The 19954-nt window shown below is 71.5% G+C and carries 17 protein-coding genes; 4 read left to right on the forward strand and 13 right to left on the reverse strand.

What is annotated here, in order from left to right; genetic code table 11:
* Positions 1-7: 7 nt before the first annotated feature.
* The gene (locus SVTN_RS30700; protein ID WP_041132012.1) at positions 8-727 is read right to left on the reverse strand and encodes an SIR2 family NAD-dependent protein deacylase; all 720 of its coding nucleotides are present in this window, start codon (positions 725-727) and stop codon (positions 8-10) included.
* Between the two features lie 64 nt (positions 728-791).
* Here SVTN_RS30700 and SVTN_RS30705 point away from each other — a divergent pair, with 64 nt between their 5' ends.
* Positions 792-995: a type II toxin-antitoxin system VapB family antitoxin gene (locus SVTN_RS30705; protein WP_041132013.1), complete on the forward strand. Its 204-nt coding sequence runs from the start codon at positions 792-794 to the stop codon at positions 993-995.
* 43 nt (positions 996-1038) lie between these two features.
* Here SVTN_RS30705 and SVTN_RS30710 read toward each other — a convergent pair whose 3' ends face one another.
* Both SVTN_RS30710 and SVTN_RS30715 read right to left on the reverse strand, forming a co-directional pair.
* On the reverse strand, positions 1039-2106 hold the full coding sequence (locus SVTN_RS30710; RefSeq protein ID WP_041132014.1) for an ADP-ribosylglycohydrolase family protein: 1068 nt from the start codon (positions 2104-2106) through the stop codon (positions 1039-1041).
* A gap of 43 nt (positions 2107-2149) precedes the next feature.
* Positions 2150-3877 carry a BCCT family transporter gene (locus tag SVTN_RS30715; protein ID WP_041132015.1) on the reverse strand — a complete coding sequence of 576 codons (1728 nt, stop codon included), beginning with the start codon at positions 3875-3877 and terminating at the stop codon, positions 2150-2152.
* Positions 3878-3989: 112 nt separating this feature from the next.
* Between SVTN_RS30715 and SVTN_RS30720 the strand changes: the two genes are divergently transcribed.
* Together SVTN_RS30720 and SVTN_RS46430 are read left to right on the forward strand one after the other, a co-directional pair.
* Positions 3990-5141 carry a glycerate kinase gene (locus tag SVTN_RS30720; protein WP_041132016.1) on the forward strand — a complete coding sequence of 384 codons (1152 nt, stop codon included), beginning with the start codon at positions 3990-3992 and terminating at the stop codon, positions 5139-5141.
* A 604-nt stretch (positions 5142-5745) separates the two neighbouring features.
* Positions 5746-6753, forward strand: a complete 1008-nt coding sequence (locus tag SVTN_RS46430; RefSeq protein WP_078908566.1) for a GNAT family N-acetyltransferase — start codon at positions 5746-5748, stop codon at positions 6751-6753.
* 57 nt (positions 6754-6810) lie between these two features.
* Here SVTN_RS46430 and pssA read toward each other — a convergent pair whose 3' ends face one another.
* The 9 genes from pssA to SVTN_RS30770 form a co-directional block, all read right to left on the reverse strand.
* On the reverse strand, positions 6811-7677 hold the full coding sequence (pssA, locus tag SVTN_RS30730) for a CDP-diacylglycerol--serine O-phosphatidyltransferase (protein ID WP_041134410.1): 867 nt from the start codon (positions 7675-7677) through the stop codon (positions 6811-6813).
* Positions 7670-8326: a phosphatidylserine decarboxylase gene (locus SVTN_RS30735; protein WP_041132017.1), complete on the reverse strand. Its 657-nt coding sequence runs from the start codon at positions 8324-8326 to the stop codon at positions 7670-7672. Before SVTN_RS30735 ends, pssA begins: the two co-directional genes overlap by 8 nt.
* 169 nt (positions 8327-8495) lie before the next feature.
* Complete coding sequence (locus SVTN_RS30740) at positions 8496-9701, reverse strand: acyl-CoA dehydrogenase family protein (protein WP_017236794.1); 1206 nt, start codon at positions 9699-9701, stop codon at positions 8496-8498.
* A gap of 2 nt (positions 9702-9703) precedes the next feature.
* Positions 9704-10216, reverse strand: coding sequence for a MaoC family dehydratase (locus SVTN_RS30745; RefSeq protein WP_041132018.1), 513 nt, complete (start codon positions 10214-10216; stop codon positions 9704-9706).
* Between the two features lie 5 nt (positions 10217-10221).
* The gene (locus SVTN_RS30750) at positions 10222-11187 is read right to left on the reverse strand and encodes an HpcH/HpaI aldolase/citrate lyase family protein (RefSeq protein ID WP_015037486.1); all 966 of its coding nucleotides are present in this window, start codon (positions 11185-11187) and stop codon (positions 10222-10224) included.
* The gene (locus SVTN_RS30755; RefSeq protein ID WP_041132019.1) at positions 11184-13220 is read right to left on the reverse strand and encodes a protein meaA; all 2037 of its coding nucleotides are present in this window, start codon (positions 13218-13220) and stop codon (positions 11184-11186) included. The genes SVTN_RS30750 and SVTN_RS30755 overlap by 4 nt, the downstream gene beginning before the upstream one ends.
* A gap of 10 nt (positions 13221-13230) precedes the next feature.
* Positions 13231-14568 (reverse strand): crotonyl-CoA carboxylase/reductase, encoded by a 1338-nt coding sequence (ccrA, locus tag SVTN_RS30760; protein ID WP_041132020.1) that lies wholly within the window; start codon positions 14566-14568, stop codon positions 13231-13233.
* A 405-nt stretch (positions 14569-14973) separates the two neighbouring features.
* Positions 14974-15816: a TetR family transcriptional regulator gene (locus SVTN_RS30765; RefSeq protein ID WP_179949637.1), complete on the reverse strand. Its 843-nt coding sequence runs from the start codon at positions 15814-15816 to the stop codon at positions 14974-14976.
* A 115-nt stretch (positions 15817-15931) separates the two neighbouring features.
* Positions 15932-17713, reverse strand: coding sequence for a 3-hydroxyacyl-CoA dehydrogenase family protein (locus tag SVTN_RS30770; protein WP_041132022.1), 1782 nt, complete (start codon positions 17711-17713; stop codon positions 15932-15934).
* Between the two features lie 339 nt (positions 17714-18052).
* Between SVTN_RS30770 and SVTN_RS30775 the strand changes: the two genes are divergently transcribed.
* Positions 18053-18664, forward strand: a complete 612-nt coding sequence (locus tag SVTN_RS30775) for a HEAT repeat domain-containing protein (protein WP_041132023.1) — start codon at positions 18053-18055, stop codon at positions 18662-18664.
* Here the strand turns inward: SVTN_RS30775 and SVTN_RS30780 are convergent.
* Positions 18635-19891: an MFS transporter gene (locus tag SVTN_RS30780; protein WP_041132024.1), complete on the reverse strand. Its 1257-nt coding sequence runs from the start codon at positions 19889-19891 to the stop codon at positions 18635-18637. The genes SVTN_RS30775 and SVTN_RS30780 overlap by 30 nt on opposite strands.
* Positions 19892-19954 lie beyond the last annotated feature (63 nt).

Here is a 19954-nt window from a genome sequence, read left to right on the forward strand (position 1 = left end):
CCCTTTTCTAGCGGAGCCGGTCGAGGAGCGCGGGCAGCGCCGTGCCGATCGGCTCGCGCACGACCTCGTCGGCGACGGGATCGTACGGGGTGGGCTCGGCGTTCACGATGATCAGCCGGGCGCCGTGCTCGGCCGCGATCCCCGCGAGGGAGGCCGCCGGCTGGACCTGGAGGCTGCTGCCGACCACGACGAACACCTCGGTGGCCTTGGCGATCGACATGGCCGTGCCGAGCACCACCGGATCGAGCCGCTGCCCGAACATCACCGTCGCCGACTTCAGGATCCCGCCGCACGCCCGGCACGCCGGGTCGTCCTCACCGGCCCGCACCCGGTCGAGCGCCTCCGCCATCGACGAGCGCGCATGGCAGGCCGTGCACACCACCGAACGCGCCGAGCCGTGGAGTTCGAGGACCTTCCGTTCGGACACCCCTGCGGCCTGGTGCAGCCCGTCCACGTTCTGCGTGATCACCCGCAGCGCGTTGCCGCTCGTCCGCTCGTACGCGGCGATCGCGCGGTGCGCCACGTTCGGCTCGGCGCTCAGGGCCGGACCGTCGAGCCGCATCCGCCACGAGCGGCGGCGGACCTCCGGATCGGCCATGTACGGCCCGTAGGTGACGAGCCGCTCGGCCTCGGGGTCCTGCCGCCACACACCGTTCGGACCCCGGTAGTCGGGGATGCCCGAGTCGGTGGAGATGCCGGCACCGGTGAAGATCGCGACCATCGTCATACGAAGACCCTAGGCACCGCCGAACCGCTCCCGCGAGCGGGTTTCCGGGTGCTAGGTTCCCGTCATGGCCAAGGTGAACATCGCGCTCGACGCCGAACTCGTCGTGGAAGTCATGGTCCTGGCCGGCATCGGCAACCCCCAGGACGCCGTCGAGGCCGTCGTCCGCGACTACATCGCCCGCGGCCACCGCACCGAGGCGCGGGCCGTCAGCCGCGACGAACCGCAGCGCACCGGCGAGATCATCCAGCCGGAGCCCCCGCAGGGCTAGGGCCTGTCCGGCGGATCAGGGTCGGACAGGCCCCAGGACGCCGTCACTCCGTCCGCTCCGCCAACCGCAGCGTCCGTTCCGCCAGTTCGCCGATCCGGACCCCGTCGAAGCCGAAGACGGCGCTGCGCACCCGGTCCCGCAGGGGTTCCGACCACTGTGGCGGGATCGCGGCCGCGCCGCAGCGGACCCCGGCCACCGAGCCCGCCGTCGCCCCGTTGGAGTCGGTGTCCAGGCCGCCGCGGACGGTCAGCGCGATCGTGCGGGTGAAGTCCCCCTCCCCGTACAGGAGTCCGGCGGTCAGGACGGCCGCGTTCGGGACGGTGTGGATCCAGCCGAGGCCCGCCGTCCGCTCCGCGAGCTCGGTGAGGGCCTCCGACCAGTCGAGCCCCGACTCGTACAGCGCGATCGTGCCCCGTACGGTCCGGGCGAGCCGGCTGCTCGCCGGCACCCGCTCCAGGCTCGTCTCCAGGGCGGACCGCACGTCCGGCGCGGTGAAGGCCGCCGCGATCAGCGCCGCCGCCCACATCGCCCCGTACACCCCGTTCCCGGTGTGCGAGAGGACCGCGTCCCGGCGGGCCAGCGAGGCCGCCCGGCGGGGATCGCCCGGACAGGTCCAGCCGTACACGTCGGCCCGGATCAGCGCCCCGATCCACTCCTGGTACGGATTGTCGTACGTGGCCGTCAGCGGCGGCCGCAGCCCGTTCGCGAGGTTCCGGTAGGCGACCCGCTCCGCCGTGAACGTCTGCAGGTACGGCAGCCGCAGCAGCCACTCCTCCCCGACCTGCTCGGTGCTGAACGCGAAGCCGTACGTCTCCAGGAGGTGCAGGCCCAGGACCGACCAGTCGACGTCGTCGTCCCGGCAGCTCCCGTCGATCCCGCCCCGCACGCACCGCTCCCACTCGGGCCGCAGCTCGAAGCCCGCCGCGTCGGGCGGCGGGGGAGGGAGGTAGTCCGTCAGCGGGAGCGCGTCGGTCAGCCGCAGATACGCGTCGATGTGCTCCCGGGTCCAGTGGTCCCCGCGCTCCACGGGCTTGCCGAGCATGTTCCCGGCGATCCGGCCCGTCCAGCCGCCCAGGATCCGGTCCCCGAGCTCCCCGTCCGTGAACCCCATACCTCCGGTGTACCGAACGCGGGGGCCGGGCGCGCGCCGACCGTCAGTCCTCGGGCGGCTCCGCGCCGGTACGGGCCTTCTCCAGCGACTCCCGGCCGTACCGGCCGCCGCCCTGCCCCGCGCCACCCCGCCCGTCGCCGCCCCGCTCGGTCAGCGCCTCCCCGACCAGGGTCCGCACCGCGTCCCGCAGCCCGTGCATCGCGGGGTGCCGGGCCGGGCCCGCCCCCGGGTCCTCCCGCAGCTCCTTCAGGAGCGCGAAGCACAGCACCAGCATCACCACCACGAACGGCAGCGCCACCAGGATCGTCGCCGTCTGCAGCGAGGTCAGACCGCCCGCCACGAGCAGCACCGCCGCCACGGCCGCCATCAGGACGCCCCAGGTCACCACCAGCCAGGTCGGCGGATGGAGCGAGCCGCGGCTCGTCAGCGAACCCATCACCAGGGAGGCCGAGTCCGCGCTCGTGATGAAGTACGTCATCACCAGGAGCATCGCGATCACCGAGGTGACCGTCCCGATCGGCAGCGCCTCCAGCATCGCGAACAGCGAGGCCTCGGCGCCGTCCTTCACCGCCGCCGCCAGGTCCGCCGCGCCCGTCGACTCGAGCCGGATCGCGGTCCCGCCCATGACGCAGAACCACACCACCGTCGCCCCCGACGGTACGAGCAGCACCCCCACCAGGAACTCGCGGATCGTCCGGCCGCGCGAGATCCGGGCGATGAAGGTGCCGACGAACGGCGCCCAGGACAGCCACCACGCCCAGTAGAAGATCGTCCACGCGCCCAGCCAGTCGCGGTCGGTGAACGCGCCCGTCCGGCTCGCCATCGGCAGCAGCTGGTGCAGATAGCCGCCGACCGAGGCCGGGATGGTGTCGAGGACGTAGACGGTCGGGCCCAGCAGGAACACGAAGAGCATCAGACAGGCCGCGAGGACGATGTTCAGCGTGGACAGCCACTTCACGCCCTTGTGGAGCCCGGAGAACGCCGACAGGACGAAGGCCCCCGAGAGCGCCACGATGATGATCAGCTGGGTGGCCGTGGAGTTCTCCACGCCCATCGTCAGGTTCAGCCCCTCGGCGACCTGGAGGGCGCCGAGACCCAGACTCGTCGCCGTCCCGAAAACCGTCGCGAACACCGCGAGCAGGTCGATCGCCTTCCCCGGCCAGGAATCCGCCCGGCGCGCCCCCATCAGCGGCACGAACGCGGAGCTCAGCCGGTTCCCCCGGCCCTTGCGGAAGCCCGCGTACGCGAGCGCGAGCCCCGCGATGCCGTAGATCGCCCACGGGGTCAGCGTCCAGTGGAAGAACGAGTACTCCAGGGCCGTCCGGGCCGCCGCGCCCGTCCCCGCCGGGACCCCGCTCGCCGGAGGAGGGGTCAGGAAGTGCGTCAGCGGCTCCCCGACCCCGTAGAACATCAGGCCGATGCCCATGCCCGCGCTGAACATCATCGCGATCCACGCCAGGTTCGTGAACTCCGGCTCCGAGTCGTCCGCGCCCAGCCTGATCCGGCCGAAGCGGCTCAGCGCGATCACCACGCACAGCACCAGGAAGGTGTCCGCGGCGACCACGAACAACCAGGCGAAGTTCGACAACACCCACGTCAGAGCCGTGGAGGACGCGCGGTCGAAGGAGTCCCCGCCCAGCGCCGCCCAGCCGACGACCGCGACGACGGCCACGACCCCGATCCCGATGACCGTGCCGTCGGGCCTGCCGTCGCTTCTGCCGTCGCCTCTGCCGTTGGTCGTGCCATCCGGAATGATCTTTTCCGTACCCATGCGACCCCACTATGGTGCGGAATATCGCCTTATCAGGGGGTGGCACGCCGTCTGGCGGTACGGATAGGCTCCCCCTCGGCGCGACTGCACGTTCGAAAGCAAGGGATGCAAGGTGACGGACGGGGCAGCAACTCAGGTCGCTCACGTGCTCGTGGCGGCCGACAAGTTCAAGGGCTCGCTCACGGCCGTACAGGTCGCGGAGCGGGTCACAGCAGGACTGCGACGGGTCCTCCCGGAGCTCACGGTGGAGACGCTGCCCGTCGCGGACGGCGGCGACGGCACCGTCGCGGCGGCCGTCGCGGCCGGCTTCGAACGGCGCGAGGTCCGCGTGACCGGGCCGCTCGGCGAGCCGGTCACCGCGGCGTACGCGCTGCGCGGCACCACCGCGGTCGTCGAGATGGCCGAGGCCTCGGGCCTCCAGCTCCTCCCGCCCGGCGTGTTCGCCCCCCTGACGGCGACCACGTACGGCTCCGGAGAGCTGCTCCGCGCCGCCCTCGACGCCGGTGCGACCACCCTCGTCTTCGGCGTCGGCGGCAGCGCCACCACCGACGGCGGCGCCGGCATGCTCGCCGCGCTCGGCGCCCGCTTCCTCGACGCGGCCGGCGAGCCCGTCGGCCCCGGCGGCGCGCCGCTCGCCGACCTCGCCACGGCCGACCTCAGCGGCCTCGACCCGCGCTTCGCCTCCGTCGACTTCATCCTCGCGAGCGACGTCGACAACCCGCTGACCGGCCCCAAGGGCGCGCCCGCCGTCTACGGACCGCAGAAGGGCGCCACCCCGGACGACGTCCGCACCCTCGACGCGGCCCTCGCCCACTTCGCCACCGTCCTGGAGAAGGCCATCGGCCCCCGGGCCGCCGAGGCCGCCGTCGCGCCCGGCGCGGGCGGCGCGGGCGGCATCGGGTACGGCGCGCTCATCCTCGGCGCGAGCTTCCGGCCCGGCATCGAGCTGATGCTGGAGGTCCTCGGCTTCGCGCCCGCGCTCGAGCGGGCCACCCTCGTCATCACCGGCGAGGGCTCCCTCGACGAGCAGACCCTCCACGGCAAGGCCCCGGCCGGCGTCGCCGCCGCCGCCCGCGCCGCCGACAAGGAGGTCGTCGCGGTCTGCGGCCGCCTCGCCCTCCCGCCGGAGGCCCTGGGCGCGGCCGGCATCCGCCGCGCGTACGCCCTCGCGGAGCTGGAGCCGGACCCGGCGAAGTCCATGGCGAACGCGGGCCCGCTGCTGGAGGAAGCGGCGTCGAACATCGCAAGGGACTTCCTGTCGTAGCCCCCGCCCCGCTGTGGGCGGCACCCGCCCGTGACGGTGCCCCGTCGCCCCCCCGTTGTGGGCAATCGTTCCGCTGGGGCGGAACGGGTGGGCACAACGGAACGGCGCCCCTGCCGGCGCCAGAGGCTTCCGCGCCTGAACCCGCACCACGTGGTGCGGCGCCGCTGGGGTGCGGGTCCAGGCGCGGAACGCCTGGGCCCGGCTGGGGGGCGCCGTCCCGTGTGCCCACCCGTCCCGCCCTGCGGGACGATTGCCCACACGGGGGTGGGCACCGCCCGCCCGGGCGTGGGGCCACACGGCGGGCGGCGAAGGGCACCGCCCGACCCGGGCGCGGCCCCGCACGGGGCGGAGGCGGGAGGCGCCGCTGAGGGCGGGCGCGGGCCCACACGGCAGCGGGGCAACGCCCACACGGGCGCGGGCCCGTACAGGCGCGGGCGACGTCCAGCAGGGCGCGGGCACACGGGCGCCGGGTGGCGGGGGCGCACGGGCGCGGGTCCACGCGAGGGTGGGGCGCTGGTACGTGCGGCCCGCGTGGGGCACCGTCCCGGGAGTGTCGGCGGAAGAGCGTCATCTGGCGGAAACACGGCAGTGTGAAGCTCGGCCCATGACTGCTGCACGCATCGAGGAGAACCGCTCCCACCCCCGCCTCCCCGACCTCCTCGCCACCTACCACCTGGCCAATCAGGCCGAGCAGGACAAGGCCGTGGCGACCGTCGCCGAGCTCCCGGCCGTATACCGTGCCGAGGCCGAGGCCGAGGACCCGGCAGCCGCGTTCGCCGCCGACACCGTTCTGCTCGCCACTCCGCCCGGTGCGGACGAGCCCGCCGGCTGTGTCGTCCTCAAGGCCCCCCGCGAGGGCCGCGCGCCCGAGATCAAGCGGCTCTGGGTCGCGCCCGAGGCCCGCAGGAAGGGCCTCGCGAAGGCGCTGATGGCCGAGGCCCTGCGCCGGGCCGCGGACTCCGGCGTGCCCGCCGTGCGCCTCACGGTCTGGAACTGGCGGGAGGAGCCGCTCGCCCTCTACCGCGGCCTCGGTTTCGAGATCGTCGCCTCCTGGGACGACCGGCCGGATCTCCTCTGTCTGGAGCGGCGGCTCGATCTCATCGAGCGCCTCGACCCGGACGCCGTACGGGCCCACGCCCCGGCCGGGCTCGCCGAGCTCCTCGTGGACGCCGTGGACAGCGGGGCCTCCGTCGGCTTCCTGGCGCCCCTGGAGACCGCCGAGGCGGCCGCCTGGTGGTCCCGGGTCGCCGAGGAGGCCGCGGAGGGCGTACGGGACGTCTGGGCTGCCCGCGCCCCCGACGGGCGGCTCACCGGCGTCGTCACCCTCGTCCGCGCCGGTACGGCCAACGGCCGGCACCGCGGCGAGATCGCCCGGCTCCTCGTCCACCGCTGCGCCCGCGGCCGGGGCCTCGGGTACCGCCTGCTGGCCACGGCGGAGGCCCACGCCGCCGCCACGGGCCTGAGCCTGCTCGTCCTGGACACCCAGACCGGCAGCCCGGCCGAGCGCCTCTACCGGGGCGCGGGCTGGACCGCCGCCGGGACGATCCCGGACTTCGCCGCCGACCCGGCCGGCACCCTCCGCGCCACCACGCTCTACTACAAGCAGGTCTAGGGCATGCGAAAGGGCCCGGGAGGCGATTCGCCTCCCGGGCCCTTCGTACGCCGTCCGCTACGGCAGCTGTGCCGCCCGCGCCTCCCGGCTCTCGCGCCGGTTGTCGCGGAAGGTGTTCACCCGGCGGGCCGTCGCGAAGAGGGGGATCACGGCGCCCAGCACGACCTGGAGCGCGCAGCCGGTCTGGAGCAGGATCTGTCCGCCCGGGGCGTCGAACGCCCACGCGGCCAGCATCGCCATCGCTCCGACGATCCAGCTGAGCATCGCCGCCGCGAGGACACCCCGCGGCTTCGGGTACTCCACCCGGCTCACCATCAGCCACGCCGTGCCGATGATCGCGAGCAGGGTCGGGATGAACGGCAGCTCGAGCAGGATGATCGAGACGACCGTCAGCGCGCCGAAGGGGCTCGGCATGCCCTGGAACATGCCGTCCTTCATCGTCACGCAGGAGAAGCGGGCCAGCCGCAGGACCACGGCGAGCAGCACCACGATCGCGGCGACCGCCGAGACCTTCTGCTGCGCGTCGTCCGCCACCATGCCGTACACGAGCACGAAGTAGGCCGGGGCCAGACCGAAGCTGATCAGGTCCGACAGGTTGTCGAGCTCGGCGCCCATCGGCGAGCTGCGGAGCTTGCGCGCCACGATGCCGTCGAAGAGGTCGAAGATCGCCGCGGCCAGCATCAGGATCACGGCGGTGGCGGCGCTGTTGCGCGCCATGCCGGTCTCGCTGCTGCCCGTGAGGTGCGGGATGAGGATGCCGGTGGTGGTGAAGTACACCGCCATGAAGCCGCACGTGGCGTTACCGAGCGTGAGGGCGTCCGCTATGGACAGCCTCAGCGACAGCGGCATCTCCTCGGCTTCTTCGGCCGCCTCCGCCTCGGCGTCGGCGACCCAGTCGGCGGCCCGTGTGTCGGGATCAATCACGGTCAATGCGAGTCACCCCCGCTGTGGTGGCCTGGCCGACCTCGACCGCGACCTCGACGCCCTCGGGGAGGTAGATGTCGACGCGCGAGCCGAAGCGGATCAGACCGATACGGTCACCCTGCTCGACCTTCGTCCCCTGCGGGATGTACGGCACGATCCGCCGGGCGACGGCGCCCGCGATCTGGACCATCTCGATGTCGCCGAGCTCGGTGTCGAAGTGCCAGACAACGCGCTCGTTGTTCTCGCTCTCCTTGTTGAACGCCGGGACGAACCCGCCGGGGACGTGCTCCACGGACGTCACCGTGCCGGCCAGCGGCGCGCGGTTGACGTGGACGTTCAGCGGGCTCATGAAGATGGCGACCCGGGTGCGTCCGTCCTTCCACGGCATGATGCTCTGCACCACACCGTCGGCGGGGGAGATGACCCGGCCCTGAGCGATCTCGCGCTCGGGGTCGCGGAAGAACCACAGCATGCCGGCCGCGAGAGCGGTGGTCGGCACGGCGATGGCCTTGGCGCGCTTGGACTTGCTCGCGCGCGCGAGGCTGAGCGCCGCGGTGGCCACGGTCGGCAGAAGCCACGGCGATGCTCCGCGTGCGATGCGTACGCCCTTGAGGCTGTCGCGATGTGCAGAGGTTCGACTGTCGGGCATGGATGACCTTCGTAGCGGATGATGCCGCACTGGCAACGGGGGACGGCGGCTTTCCGGCGATGCTATCGGTTGCGGGGCGCAACTGGGCAAGCCAGGAACCGAGTCGACGGCCGGAAGACGAACACGGGGTGTGATCTTCTTCGCGGCCGTACCGACTCAAAAGCGACAATCAGCCCTGGAATCGGTACTCCTCCAGGAGCCGACGACCAATGATCATTTTCTGGATCTCGGCGGTACCTTCACCGATGAGCAGCATCGGGGCCTCGCGGTAGAGGCGCTCGATCTCGTACTCCTTGGAGAAGCCGTAACCGCCGTGGATGCGGAAGGCATCCTCGACGACCTCCTTGCAGTATTCGGAGGCGAGGTACTTCGCCATCCCTGCTTCGAGGTCGTTTCGTTCCCCGGAGTCCTTTTTGCGTGCTGCATTCACCATCATGGCATGGGCGGCCTCGACCTTGGTAGCCATCTCGGCCAGCTTGAACTGAATCGCCTGGTGCTGGGCGATCGCCTTGCCGAAAGTGTGACGTTGCTGGGCATAAGAGACACCCAGTTCGAAAGCACGCTGTGCGACGCCGCAACCACGGGCCGCCACGTTCACGCGGCCGACCTCGACGCCGTCCATCATTTGGTAAAACCCTCGGCCGGTGACCCCGCCGAGCACACGATTGGCCGGAATGCGCAGTCCGTCCATGATGAGTTCGGTCGTGTCGACGCCCTTGTAACCCATCTTGTCGATCTTCCCGGGGATCGTGAGGCCGGGGCGGACCTCTCCGAAGCCGGGCTCCTTCTCGACGAGGAAGGTCGTCATCGACTTGTGGGGGGCGGTGCCCTCCGGGTGTCCTTCGTCACTTCGGACGAGGACGGCCACCAGCGTTGACGTGCCGCCGTTCGTCAGCCACATCTTCTGGCCGTTGAGGACGTACTCGTCGCCGTCCTTGACGGCCTTCGACGTGATCGCCGACACGTCCGAGCCGAGGCCCGGCTCCGACATCGAGAAGGCGCCGCGCGTCTCGCCGGCCGCCATCCGCGGAAGGAAGTACTCCTTCTGCTCCTGGGTGCCGTGCTGCTTCAGCATGTACGCCACGATGAAGTGCGTGTTGATGATGCCGGAGACCGACATCCAGCCGCGGGCGATCTCCTCCACGCACAGCGCGTAGGTGAGCAGCGACTCACCCAGGCCCCCGTACTCCTCGGGGATCATCAGGCCGAAGACGCCGAGCTCCTTGAGCCCGTCCACGATCTGCTGCGGGTACTCGTCGCGGTGCTCGAGCTCCGTGGCGACCGGGATGATCTCCTTGTCGACGAAGTCCCGGACCGTGGCGAGGATCTCCTGCTGGACGTCGGTCAGACCGTGGGTCTGGGCGAGTCGCGCCATGACTACTTCCCCTGTTCCTTCAGCTCCGGGCGGCCGGGCTGCTCGCCGCCGCGCGCGTCGATGTACTCGGCGGTCGGGACCATCACCTTGCGGCGGAAGACGCACACGAGGGTGCCGTCTTGCTTGTAGCCCTTGGTCTCGACGTAGACGATGCCGCGGTCGCTCTTCGACTTCGACGGGGTCTTGTCGAGGACCGTGGTCTCGCCGTAGATGGTGTCGCCGTGGAAGGTCGGCGCCACGTGCCGCAGCGACTCGATCTCCAGGTTGGCGATGGCCTTGCCGGAGACGTCCGGCACGGACATGCCGAGCAGCAGCGAGTAGATGTAGTTGCCGACGACGACGTTCTGCTTGAAGTCCGTCGTGTTCTCGGCGTAATTCACATCCATGTGCAGCGGATGGTGGTTCATCGTCAGCAGACAGAAGAGGTGGTCGTCGTATTCGGTGACCGTTTTTCCGGGCCAGTGCTTGTAGACGGCACCGACTTCGAACTCTTCATAGGTACGGCCGAACTGCATCGGACTCAGGCCTCCGGGATCTCGAACTTGCTGGTGCGCTGCATGCCGGCGGCGCGGCCCTTGCCGGAGATGACCAGGGCCATCTTGCGGGAGGCCTCGTCGATCATCTCGTCGCCGAGCATCGCGGAGCCCTTCTTCCCGCCGGCCTCGGACGTGTAGTAGTCGTACGCGTCGAGGATCAGCTCGGCGTGGTCGTAGTCCTCCTGCGAGGGCGAGAAGATCTCGTTCGCGGCGGCGACCTGGTCCGGGTGCAGCACCCACTTGCCGTCGAAGCCCAGGGCCGCGGCGCGCTGCGCGACCGCCTTGTAGCCCTCCTGGTTGCGGATCTGCAGGTAGGGACCGTCGATCGCCTGGAGGTTGTTGGCGCGGGCCGCCATCAGGATGCTCATCAGGATGTGGTGGTACGCGTCCGCCGGGTAGCCGGGCGGCTGCTCGCCGACGACGAGGGACTTCATGTTGATGGAGGCCATGAAGTCGGCCGGGCCGAAGATGATCGTCTCGACGCGCTGGGAGGCCTGCGCGATCGCGTTGACGTTGGTGAGGCCCTGGGCGTTCTCGATCTGCGCCTCGATGCCGATCTTGCCGACCTCGAAGCCCATGGTCTTCTCGATCTGCGTGAGCAGCAGGTCGAGGGCGACGATCTGCTGGGCGTCCTGGACCTTCGGCAGCATGATGCAGTCGAGGTTCTGGCCGGCGCCCTCGACGACCGTGACGACGTCGCGGTAGGTCCAGTGGGTCGTCCAGTCGTTGACGCGGACCACGCGGGTCTTGCCGGTCCAGTCGCCCTCGTTCAGGAACTTCACGATGGTGTGCCGGGCCTCGGGCTTGGCCAGCGGGGCGCACGCGTCCTCCAGGTCGAGGAAGACCTGGTCGGCGGCGAGGCCCTGGGCCTTCTCGAGGAAGCGCGGGTTGGAGCCGGGGACCGCCAGGCAGGAGCGGCGGGGGCGGAGCCGGTTCACAGGGCTGGTCATGCGAGGACCTCCGTACTTTCCAGGGGGCTGAGCTTGTTCGCTTGCCGGATCTCGTCGACGATACGGCCGATGATCTCCGTGATACCGAAGTCCTTCGGTGTGAAGACGGCGGCGACACCCGCGCGCTTCAGTTCTGCGGCGTCGGCGTTCGGGATGATTCCGCCGACGATGACCGGGATGTCCGTCGCGCCCGCCTCGCGGAGGCGGTCGAGGACGTCGGGGACCAGCGCGGAGTGCGAGCCGGAGAGGATCGACAGGCCCACGCAGTGCACGTCCTCCGCCAGGGCGGCGTCGACGATCTGCTCGGGCGTCAGCCGGATGCCCTGGTAGACCACCTCGAAACCGGCGTCACGCGCGCGTACGGCGATCTGCTCGGCCCCGTTGGAGTGCCCGTCCAGGCCCGGCTTGCCGACGAGCAGCCGCAGCCGCCCGCAGTTCAGGTCCTCGGCGGTCCTGGCGACCTTCTCGCGGACCAGGGCGAGCGGCGTGCCCGCCTCGGCCGTCACGGCCACCGGGGCGGAGGAGACGCCGGTGGGGGCGCGGAACTCGCCGAACACCTCGCGCAGGGCCCCGGCCCACTCGCCGGTGGTGACCCCGGCGCGGGCGCACTCCAGGGTGGCCTCCATGAGGTTCTCGGTGCCCTTGGCGGCCTCCTTGAGGCGCTCCAGGGCCTTGCAGGGCCGCGGGTGGTTGAACGGCGGCTGGTAGCGGTTGTCGCGCCAGGTCTTCATCGAGCCGACGACCCGCGCCTCGACGGCCGGGTCGACCGTCATGATCGCGGTGTCCAGGTCGGCGGTGAGGGGGTTCTCCTCGGTCGCCTGGAAGATGTTGACGCCGACGATCTTGTCCTCGCCGGCCTCGATCCGGGCGCGCCGCTCGGCGTGCGAGGAGACCAGCTGCGACTTGAGGTAGCCGGACTCGACGGCGGCCATCGCGCCGCCCATCTCCTGGATCCGGTCGATCTCGGCCAGGCACTCCTCGACGAGGGCGTCCACCTTGGCCTCGATGACGTGCGAGCCGGCGAAGATGTCCTCGTACTCCAGGAGGTCGGACTCGTGGGCGAGCACCTGCTGGATGCGGAGCGACCACTGCTGGTCCCAGGGCCGGGGGAGGCCGAGGGCCTCGTTCCAGGCGGGGAGCTGCACGGCACGCGCGCGGGCGTCCTTGGAGAGGGTGACGGCCAGCATCTCCAGGACGATCCGCTGGACGTTGTTCTCCGGCTGGGCCTCGGTCAGGCCGAGCGAGTTGACCTGGACGCCGTAGCGGAAACGCCGCTGCTTCGGGTTCTCGATGCCGTACCGCTCGAGCGTGATCTTGTCCCAGATGCGGCCGAAGGCGCGCATCTTGCACATCTCCTCGATGAAGCGGACGCCCGCGTTCACGAAGAAGGAGATGCGGGCGACGACCTCGCCGAAGCGGTCCTCGGGGACCTGCCCCGAGTCGCGGACCGAGTCGAGGACCGCGATCGCGGTGGCCATCGCGTACGAGATCTCCTGGACCGGCGTGGCCCCGGCCTCCTGCAGGTGGTAGCTGCAGATGTTGATCGGGTTCCACTTCGGGATGTGGTTGACCGTGTACGCGATCATGTCCGTCGTGAGGCGGAGCGAGGGGCCGGGCGGGAAGACGTGCGTCCCGCGCGACAGGTACTCCTTCACGATGTCGTTCTGGGTGGTGCCCTGGAGCTTGGTGATGTCCGCGCCCTGCTCCTCGGCTGCCACCTGGTAGAGCGCCAGAAGCCACATGGCGGTGGCGTTGATGGTCATGGAGGTGTTCATCTGCTCCAGGGGGATGTCCTGGAACAGCCGGCGCATGTCACCGAGGTGCGAGACGGGGACGCCGACCCGGCCGACCTCGCCGCGGGCGAGGATGTGGTCGGGGTCGTACCCGGTCTGCGTCGGCAGGTCGAACGCGACCGAGAGGCCGGTCTGACCCTTGGCGAGGTTGCGCCGGTACAGCTCGTTGGACGCCTCGGCGGTCGAGTGACCCGCATACGTCCGCATGAGCCACGGCCGGTCCTTCTGGCGCTCAGTCATCTTCGGGACCTCAGATGTTCCGGAAGCGGTTGATGGCGTCGATGTGCTGGGCCCGGAGCTCCGGGTTGCTGACGCCCAGGCCCTCCTGCGGGGCGAGGGCGAGGACGCCGACCTTGCCCTGGTGGAGGTTGCGGTGGACGTCGTAGGCGGCCTGGCCGGTCTCCTCCAGGGAGTAGACCTTCGAGAGCGTGGGGTGGATCTTGCCCTTGGCGATCAGGCGGTTGGCCTCCCACGCCTCGCGGTAGTTCGCGAAGTGCGAGCCGATGATCCGCTTCAGCGACATCCACAGGTAGCGGTTGTCGTACTGGTGCATGTAGCCCGAGGTCGAGGCGCAGGTGGTGATGGTGCCGCCCTTGCGGGTGACGTACACGGAGGCGCCGAAGGTCTCGCGGCCCGGGTGCTCGAAGACGATGTCGATGTCCTCGCCGCCGGTCAGCTCACGGATCTTGGAGCCGAAGCGCTTCCACTCGCGCGGGTCCTGGGTGTTCTCGTCCTTCCAGAACTTGTAGCCCTCGGCGTTGCGGTCGATGACCGCCTCGGCGCCCATGGACCGGCAGATGTCGGCCTTCTCGGGGGAGGAGACGACACAGATCGGGTTGGCGCCGCCGGCGAGGGCGAACTGCGTGGCGTACGAGCCGAGTCCGCCGCTCGCGCCCCAGATGAGGACGTTGTCGCCCTGCTTCATGCCGGCGCCGTTGCGGGAGACCAGCTGGCGGTAGGCGGTGGAGTTGACGAGGCCGGGGGCCGCCGCCTCCTCCCAGCTGAGGTGGCCGGGCTTCGGCATCAGCTGGTTGGACTTCACGAGGGCGATCTCGGCGAGGCCGCCGAAGTTGGTCTCGAAGCCCCAGATGCGCTGCTCGGGGTCGAGCATCGTGTCGTTGTGGCCGTCGGAGGACTCCAGCTCGACCGAGAGGCAGTGGGCGACGACCTCGTCGCCGGGCTTCCAGGAGTTGACGCCCGGGCCGGTGCGCAGCACGACGCCCGCGAGGTCGGAACCGATGACGTGGTAGGGCAGGTCGTGGCGCTTGGTGAGCTCGGAGAGGCGGCCGTAGCGCTCCAGGAAGCCGAAGGTCGAGACGGGCTCGAAGATCGAGGTCCAGACCGAGTTGTAGTTCACGGAGCTCGCCATGACGGCCACGAGGGCCTCGCCCGGGCCGAGCTCGGGGAGCTTGACGTCGTCGAGGTGGAGCGACTTGCGCGGGTCCTTGTCGCGGCTGGCGACGCCGGCGAACATCTCCGCCTCGTCCTTGTGGACGGTGACGGCCCGGTACGACTCGGGGAGCTTGATGTTCGCGAAGTCGGCGGACGTGGAGTCCGGCGACTGGATCGCGTCCAGGATTTCCTTCACGGGTTGCCTCCGGCGGTGAGCGTCCCGGGGGAGGGACGCCTGGGGGTTACGGCGGGAAGTGCTGCTGCTGTGGAGGTGTGCCGTCGGTTCGGCTGGGTGGTGCGGTGGCGGCGCTGTGTGGTGGAGCGCGAGGGTGCCTGTGACGCAGGCGTCCGGGCGCACCAACCGTCGGTTGGTGGGGACAGCCGGCGCGCGAGGTGTGATCTCTGCGCGCCGGCCGCCCGGACAACATCAACGTATGGCACGCCGTGTCACCTGACAAGGCACTGCGTGCCAACAATTTCACTCAGATGCAATCTGCCCGTCACGGATGAGCGATGATCGATCGAAATGGCCTGTGAGCTGGGGGAACGCAAGGAGGGCCGTCCCCGGAAATCCGGGGACGGCCCTCCTCGTCGAGCGGTGTCAGGCCCCCTTGAGCGCCTGCTGGATGGTCCGCATGACCTCGTCGAGCGGAGCGTCCGTCCGTGCCACGGCGACCACCACGTCGCCCGTCGTGGACGCGGTCGCGGCGGCCGGCGCCTCCGGGGCCGGCTCGGCCGGTGCGGCGGTGGCGCTCCCGGCGGGCGCCGGACGGGCGCCTATGCCCGAGCCGAAGGTCTCCCGGACGATCGCGAAGGCGTGGTCCAGCTGGGCCTCCACGTCACCCTCGCCGCCCGCCCGCAGCCAGCGGCGCAGCACGTGGTTGTGGGCGGTGACGACCGCCGACGCGGCCACCTCGGCGAGCAGCGGGTCGTCGTTGCCGGCGTGGTGGTCCCGCTCGTCGAAGTGCCCGAGGAGATAGCGGGTGAAGAGCCGCTCGTAGCGGGCCACCGAGGCGATCTCCCGCTCCCGCAGCGTCGGCACCTCACGGGTGAGCCGGTAGCGCGCCACGGAGACCGCGGGGGACCCCGCGTACATCTTCATGACTTCCTTGATGCCCCGGCACACCGTGTCGAGCGGGTGCTCGTGCGGCGGGGCGGCGTTCAGCACCGCCTCCGCCCGTACGAGCGTGTCGTCGTGGTCCGGGAAGATCGCCTCTTCCTTGGAGCGGAAGTGGCGGAAGAACGTCCGCCGCGCGACCCCGGCCGTGGCCGCGATCTCGTCGACGGTGGTGGCCTCGTACCCCTTGGTCGCGAAGAGCTCCATCGCGGCCGCGGCGAGCTCCCGGCGCATCTTGAGCCGCTGCGCGGCGGCACGAGTGCCCGCCGCGCTCTCCGGAGCGTCGGACGGGGACGTGGCACGGGGTGTCTTCGCGGCCTTGGGCATGGTCCGAACGTACTGCATCGGAGTGGGAGTGTGCCCAGGTGGGGGCGGGGAGGCCCCCGGGGCACCGGCGGCGCCCGGGGGACTCAGCAGACCGCCCCAGCCGGCGGCGCGGGGCTCAGCGTCGGGCATATTCGCGGAAGCCGCGACCCGTCTTGCGGCCCAGGCAGCCGGCCGCCACCAGGTGCTCCAGGAGCGGGGCGGGCGCGAGGCCCGGGTCGCGGAACTCGCGGTGCAGCACCTGCTCGATCGCGAGCGAGACGTCAAGGCCGACCACGTCGAGCAGCTCGAACGGGCCCATCGGGTAGCCGCCGCCCAGCTTCATGGCCGCGTCGATGTCGTCCAGGGTCGCGTAGTGCTCCTGGACCATCTTGATCGCGTTGTTCAGGTACGGGAAGAGCAGCGCGTTCACGATGAAGCCGGCGCGGTCGCCGCAGTCCACCGGGTGCTTGCGGATCTTCGCGGTGACCTCGCGGACGGTGGCGTGGACGTCGTCGGCGGTCAGGACCGTACGGACGATCTCGACCAGCTTCATCGCCGGCGCCGGGTTGAAGAAGTGCATCCCGATGACGTCCTGCGGGCGCGTGGTGGCCTTGGCACAGGCGATGACCGGCAGCGAGGAGGTCGTGGTGGCGAGCACCGCGCCCGGCTTGCAGATCTTGTCGAGCCGCGCGAACAGCTCCTGCTTGATCTCCAGGTCCTCGGCGACCGCCTCGACGGCCAGGTCGACCTCGGCGAAGGCGTCGAGCGAACCGGCCGGGGTGATCAGGGCCAGCGTCTCGTCGCGCGCCTCGCCCGTCATGCGGCCCTTGTCGACCGAGCGGGCCAGGGACTTGGCGATCCGGGCCTTGGCCGTGTCGGCCTTCTCCTGGGAGCGGGCGGCGAGCACGACCGCGTACCCGGCCTTGGCGAAGACCTCGGCGATGCCGGAGGCCATCGTGCCCGAGCCGGCGACGCCGACCGAGCGGACCTCGCGGCCGGTGCCGGTGCCGGCGGAGGTGAGCGGGGTCAGCGCGTCGCGCACGACCTCGCCGGAGCCCGGCGCCTCGTACGTGTAGAAGCCGCGGCCCGCCTTGCGGCCGGTCAGACCGGCCTCGCTGAGCTGCTTGAGGATCGGGGCGGGGGCGTGCAGCCGGTCGTGCGAGGCCGCGTACATGGCCTCCAGGACCGTACGGGCCGTGTCGACGCCGATCAGGTCGAGCAGCGCCAGCGGGCCCATCGGCAGACCGCAGCCCAGCTTCATCGCCGCGTCGATGTCCTCGCGGGAGGCGTACTTGGCCTCGTACATGGCGGCGGCCTGGTTCAGGTAGCCGAAGAGCAGCCCGTCCGCGATGAAACCGGCCCGGTCGCCGACCGCCACCGGCTCCTTGCCGAGGTCCTGGGCGAGCCGGGTCACGGCCTCCACGGCCCGCGGGTCGGTCAGCACGGAGGAGACCACCTCGACCAGCTTCATGGCCTGGACCGGGGCGAAGAAGTGCAGGCCGAGGACCCGCTCGGGGTGCGCCGAGTCGGCGGCGAGCCGGGTCACGGAGAGGGCGTTGGTGCCGGTGGCCAGGATCGCGTCGGGCCGGACGATCCCGTCCAGGGCCCGGAAGACCTCCTGCTTCGCCTCGTACGACTCGGGCACGACCTCGATCACGAGGTCGGCCTCGGCGGCCGCCTGGAGGTCGGAGAAGGTACGGAAGCGGGCCAGGACGTCCTGCCGCTCCTCCTCGGTGATCCGCTCACGGGCCACCGCACGGGCGGTGGAGGCCTCCAGGGCGGCGACGGCCTGGGCGGCGGCGGTGTCGCTGATGTCGATGCCGATGACCTCGCGGCCGGCCCGGGCGAGGACGTCGGCGATGCCCGAGCCCATGGTGCCGAGACCGACGACGGCGATGGTGGAGAGAGGGGTGTCCATCAGGGGACTCCAGAGGAAGAGTGACGACTGAGGGCAGTGCGCGGGAAATGTGAGTGCGCGGGTGCGGGTGCGTGCGGGAGGAGCACGCGGGTGGTGCCGCTGAAATGCGCGAGAGGGGACGCCCGAGAAAGGGCGGCGCCCTGGAAAGGTGAGACGGACTCTGTCCCGGAGCCACGTCGAAACTGCCGAACCGACAAGCGAACACAACGGCTGCGTCACCAGGCCGTCGTGAGAAGTGCGGGTGGTGCCCGCTCACCTGAGACTAACCGGCCGGTAACGAGCGCGCCAGTCCCGGGAAGTTGGGAAAGTGTGATCTGGATCGCGGATAGGGTCGGATTCATGGAAATCTCCGAGGACCCGGAATTCTGCTCGATGATCGATCGATTGCGGGACGAGATCGAGAATGACACCGGAGAAGTCCCGGCGGCATTCGAGGAACTCGCGGAACTCGCCGCGACCGATGACCCCGAGGAACTCCACCGCGTCCTCACCGCACCCGGGCAGCCGCTCTGGGCCCGAGAGATCGCCGCCTACGCCCTCGGCGTCGCCGGCGACCCCCGCGCCTTCGAGGCCCTCGTCCTCCTCCTCAACCACCGCGACCCGGAGCGCTGCGTCACCGCCGCCCACGCCCTGGTCCGGCTCGGCGACCCGCGCACCGCGCGCGCGGCGGCCGCCCTCGCCACCAACGAACTCCGGGTCGCCTACGCCCTGCTGCCGGTCCGGCTGCTCGCCGAACTCCGCGCCCCGGAATCCGTGCCGGCCCTGATCACCGTCCTCGAACGGCGACTTCGGGCCGACGACCCCCACTGGCGCGTCGGCCTCGCCTGCGTCGAGGGCCTCGGCGCCCTGGGCGACGCCCGGGCCCGCCCCGCCCTGGAAGCGGCCCTTCCGCACCCCCGCCTGGGCACGGAGGCCATGCGGTCACTGCACCGGCTCGACCCGGCCGGCTGACCCGGGGCGCGCTCGCACCCCGGCCGGGACCAGCGTCCCGACCGCCGCCAGAACCGCCGGGAGCGCCGCCACCGCGAAGCACACCGACAGCGGCAGCCGGCCCACCAGGAGACCCGCACCGGCCGTCGCCACCGTCGTACCGGCGTTGAACGCGGTGTTGACCCAGGCCCCGGCCCGTGTGCGCTGCCCCGCCCCGACGGACTCGTCGGCCAGCAGATAGGCGCTCGTGATCGCCGGCGCCGTGAAGAGACCGCCGAGCGCCACCCACCCGATCAGCGCGTACGGATGCGGGGAGAGCCCCGTTGCCGCCAGGACCGCACCGAGGCAGAGCGCCAGTACCGACAGGCGCACGGCGGTCGAGGCCCGCCACCGCACCGCGCCGTACACGAGGCCGCCGACCGCGCTGCCCGCCGACAGGGCCGCCATGGCCCACGGCACCGCCCCGGGGCGGTGGTGTCCGTCGGCGAACGCGATCACAAGGAGCTCCACGGCGCCCAGACACATGCCGACCGCGGCCGCCACGACCGCCGCCCCGAGCAGTCCGGGACCGGGCGCGCCCCGCCGGACCGCCGCCCGCTCCGGCGCCCCCGGCTCCCGCTCCCCGGCCCCGCCCCGCACCGCCGGCGAGGTGACGAGGGCGAGGGTGCCGGTCAGGACGAGTCCGGCGCTCACCGCGAGCCCGGCCGGCGCCGCCGCGTACCGCAGGAGGAGTCCCACCAGCAACGGGCCCGTGACGAAGAGGAGTTCCTCCGCCACCGTGTCCAGGCTGTACGCGCGCCGCAGCAGCTCCCGGTCGGGCAGCATCGCGCTCCACAGCGCCCGCGTCACCGGACCGAGCGGCGGAGTCAGGCCTCCCGCGCAGGAGGCCAGGACCACCAGCGCGAGCGCCGGGGTCGTGGGTCGGGCCGTCGCCACCGCGAGCACGGTGAGTAGCAGCGCGTACGCGGTGGCCAGGGGCACCAGGGTGCGGCGCGGCCCGAACCGGTCGACGAGGGCGGCGCGCGCGGGCGACAGCAGGACACCGGTGAGACCGAACGCGGCCATGACCGTGCCGGCCGCGGCGTACGAGCCGGTGCTCGCCTTGACGGAGAGGATCAGGGAGAGCGGGGCGGTGCCGTAGGACAGCCGCCCCAGGAGGGCCGCCCCGAAGGTGCGGCGGGCGTGCGGGGTCCGCAGCACCGCCGCGTAGGTGGGCGCGGGGGAGTGGACAGGGGAGGTCACGGACATGACGGAGTTCCTCGAAGAGGGCACCGGGCGAAGGCCTGCGGCGCCGGGGCGTGCGGGGACGGC

It is taken from the genome of Streptomyces vietnamensis, assembly GCF_000830005.1.
Classification (GTDB): domain Bacteria; phylum Actinomycetota; class Actinomycetes; order Streptomycetales; family Streptomycetaceae; genus Streptomyces; species Streptomyces vietnamensis.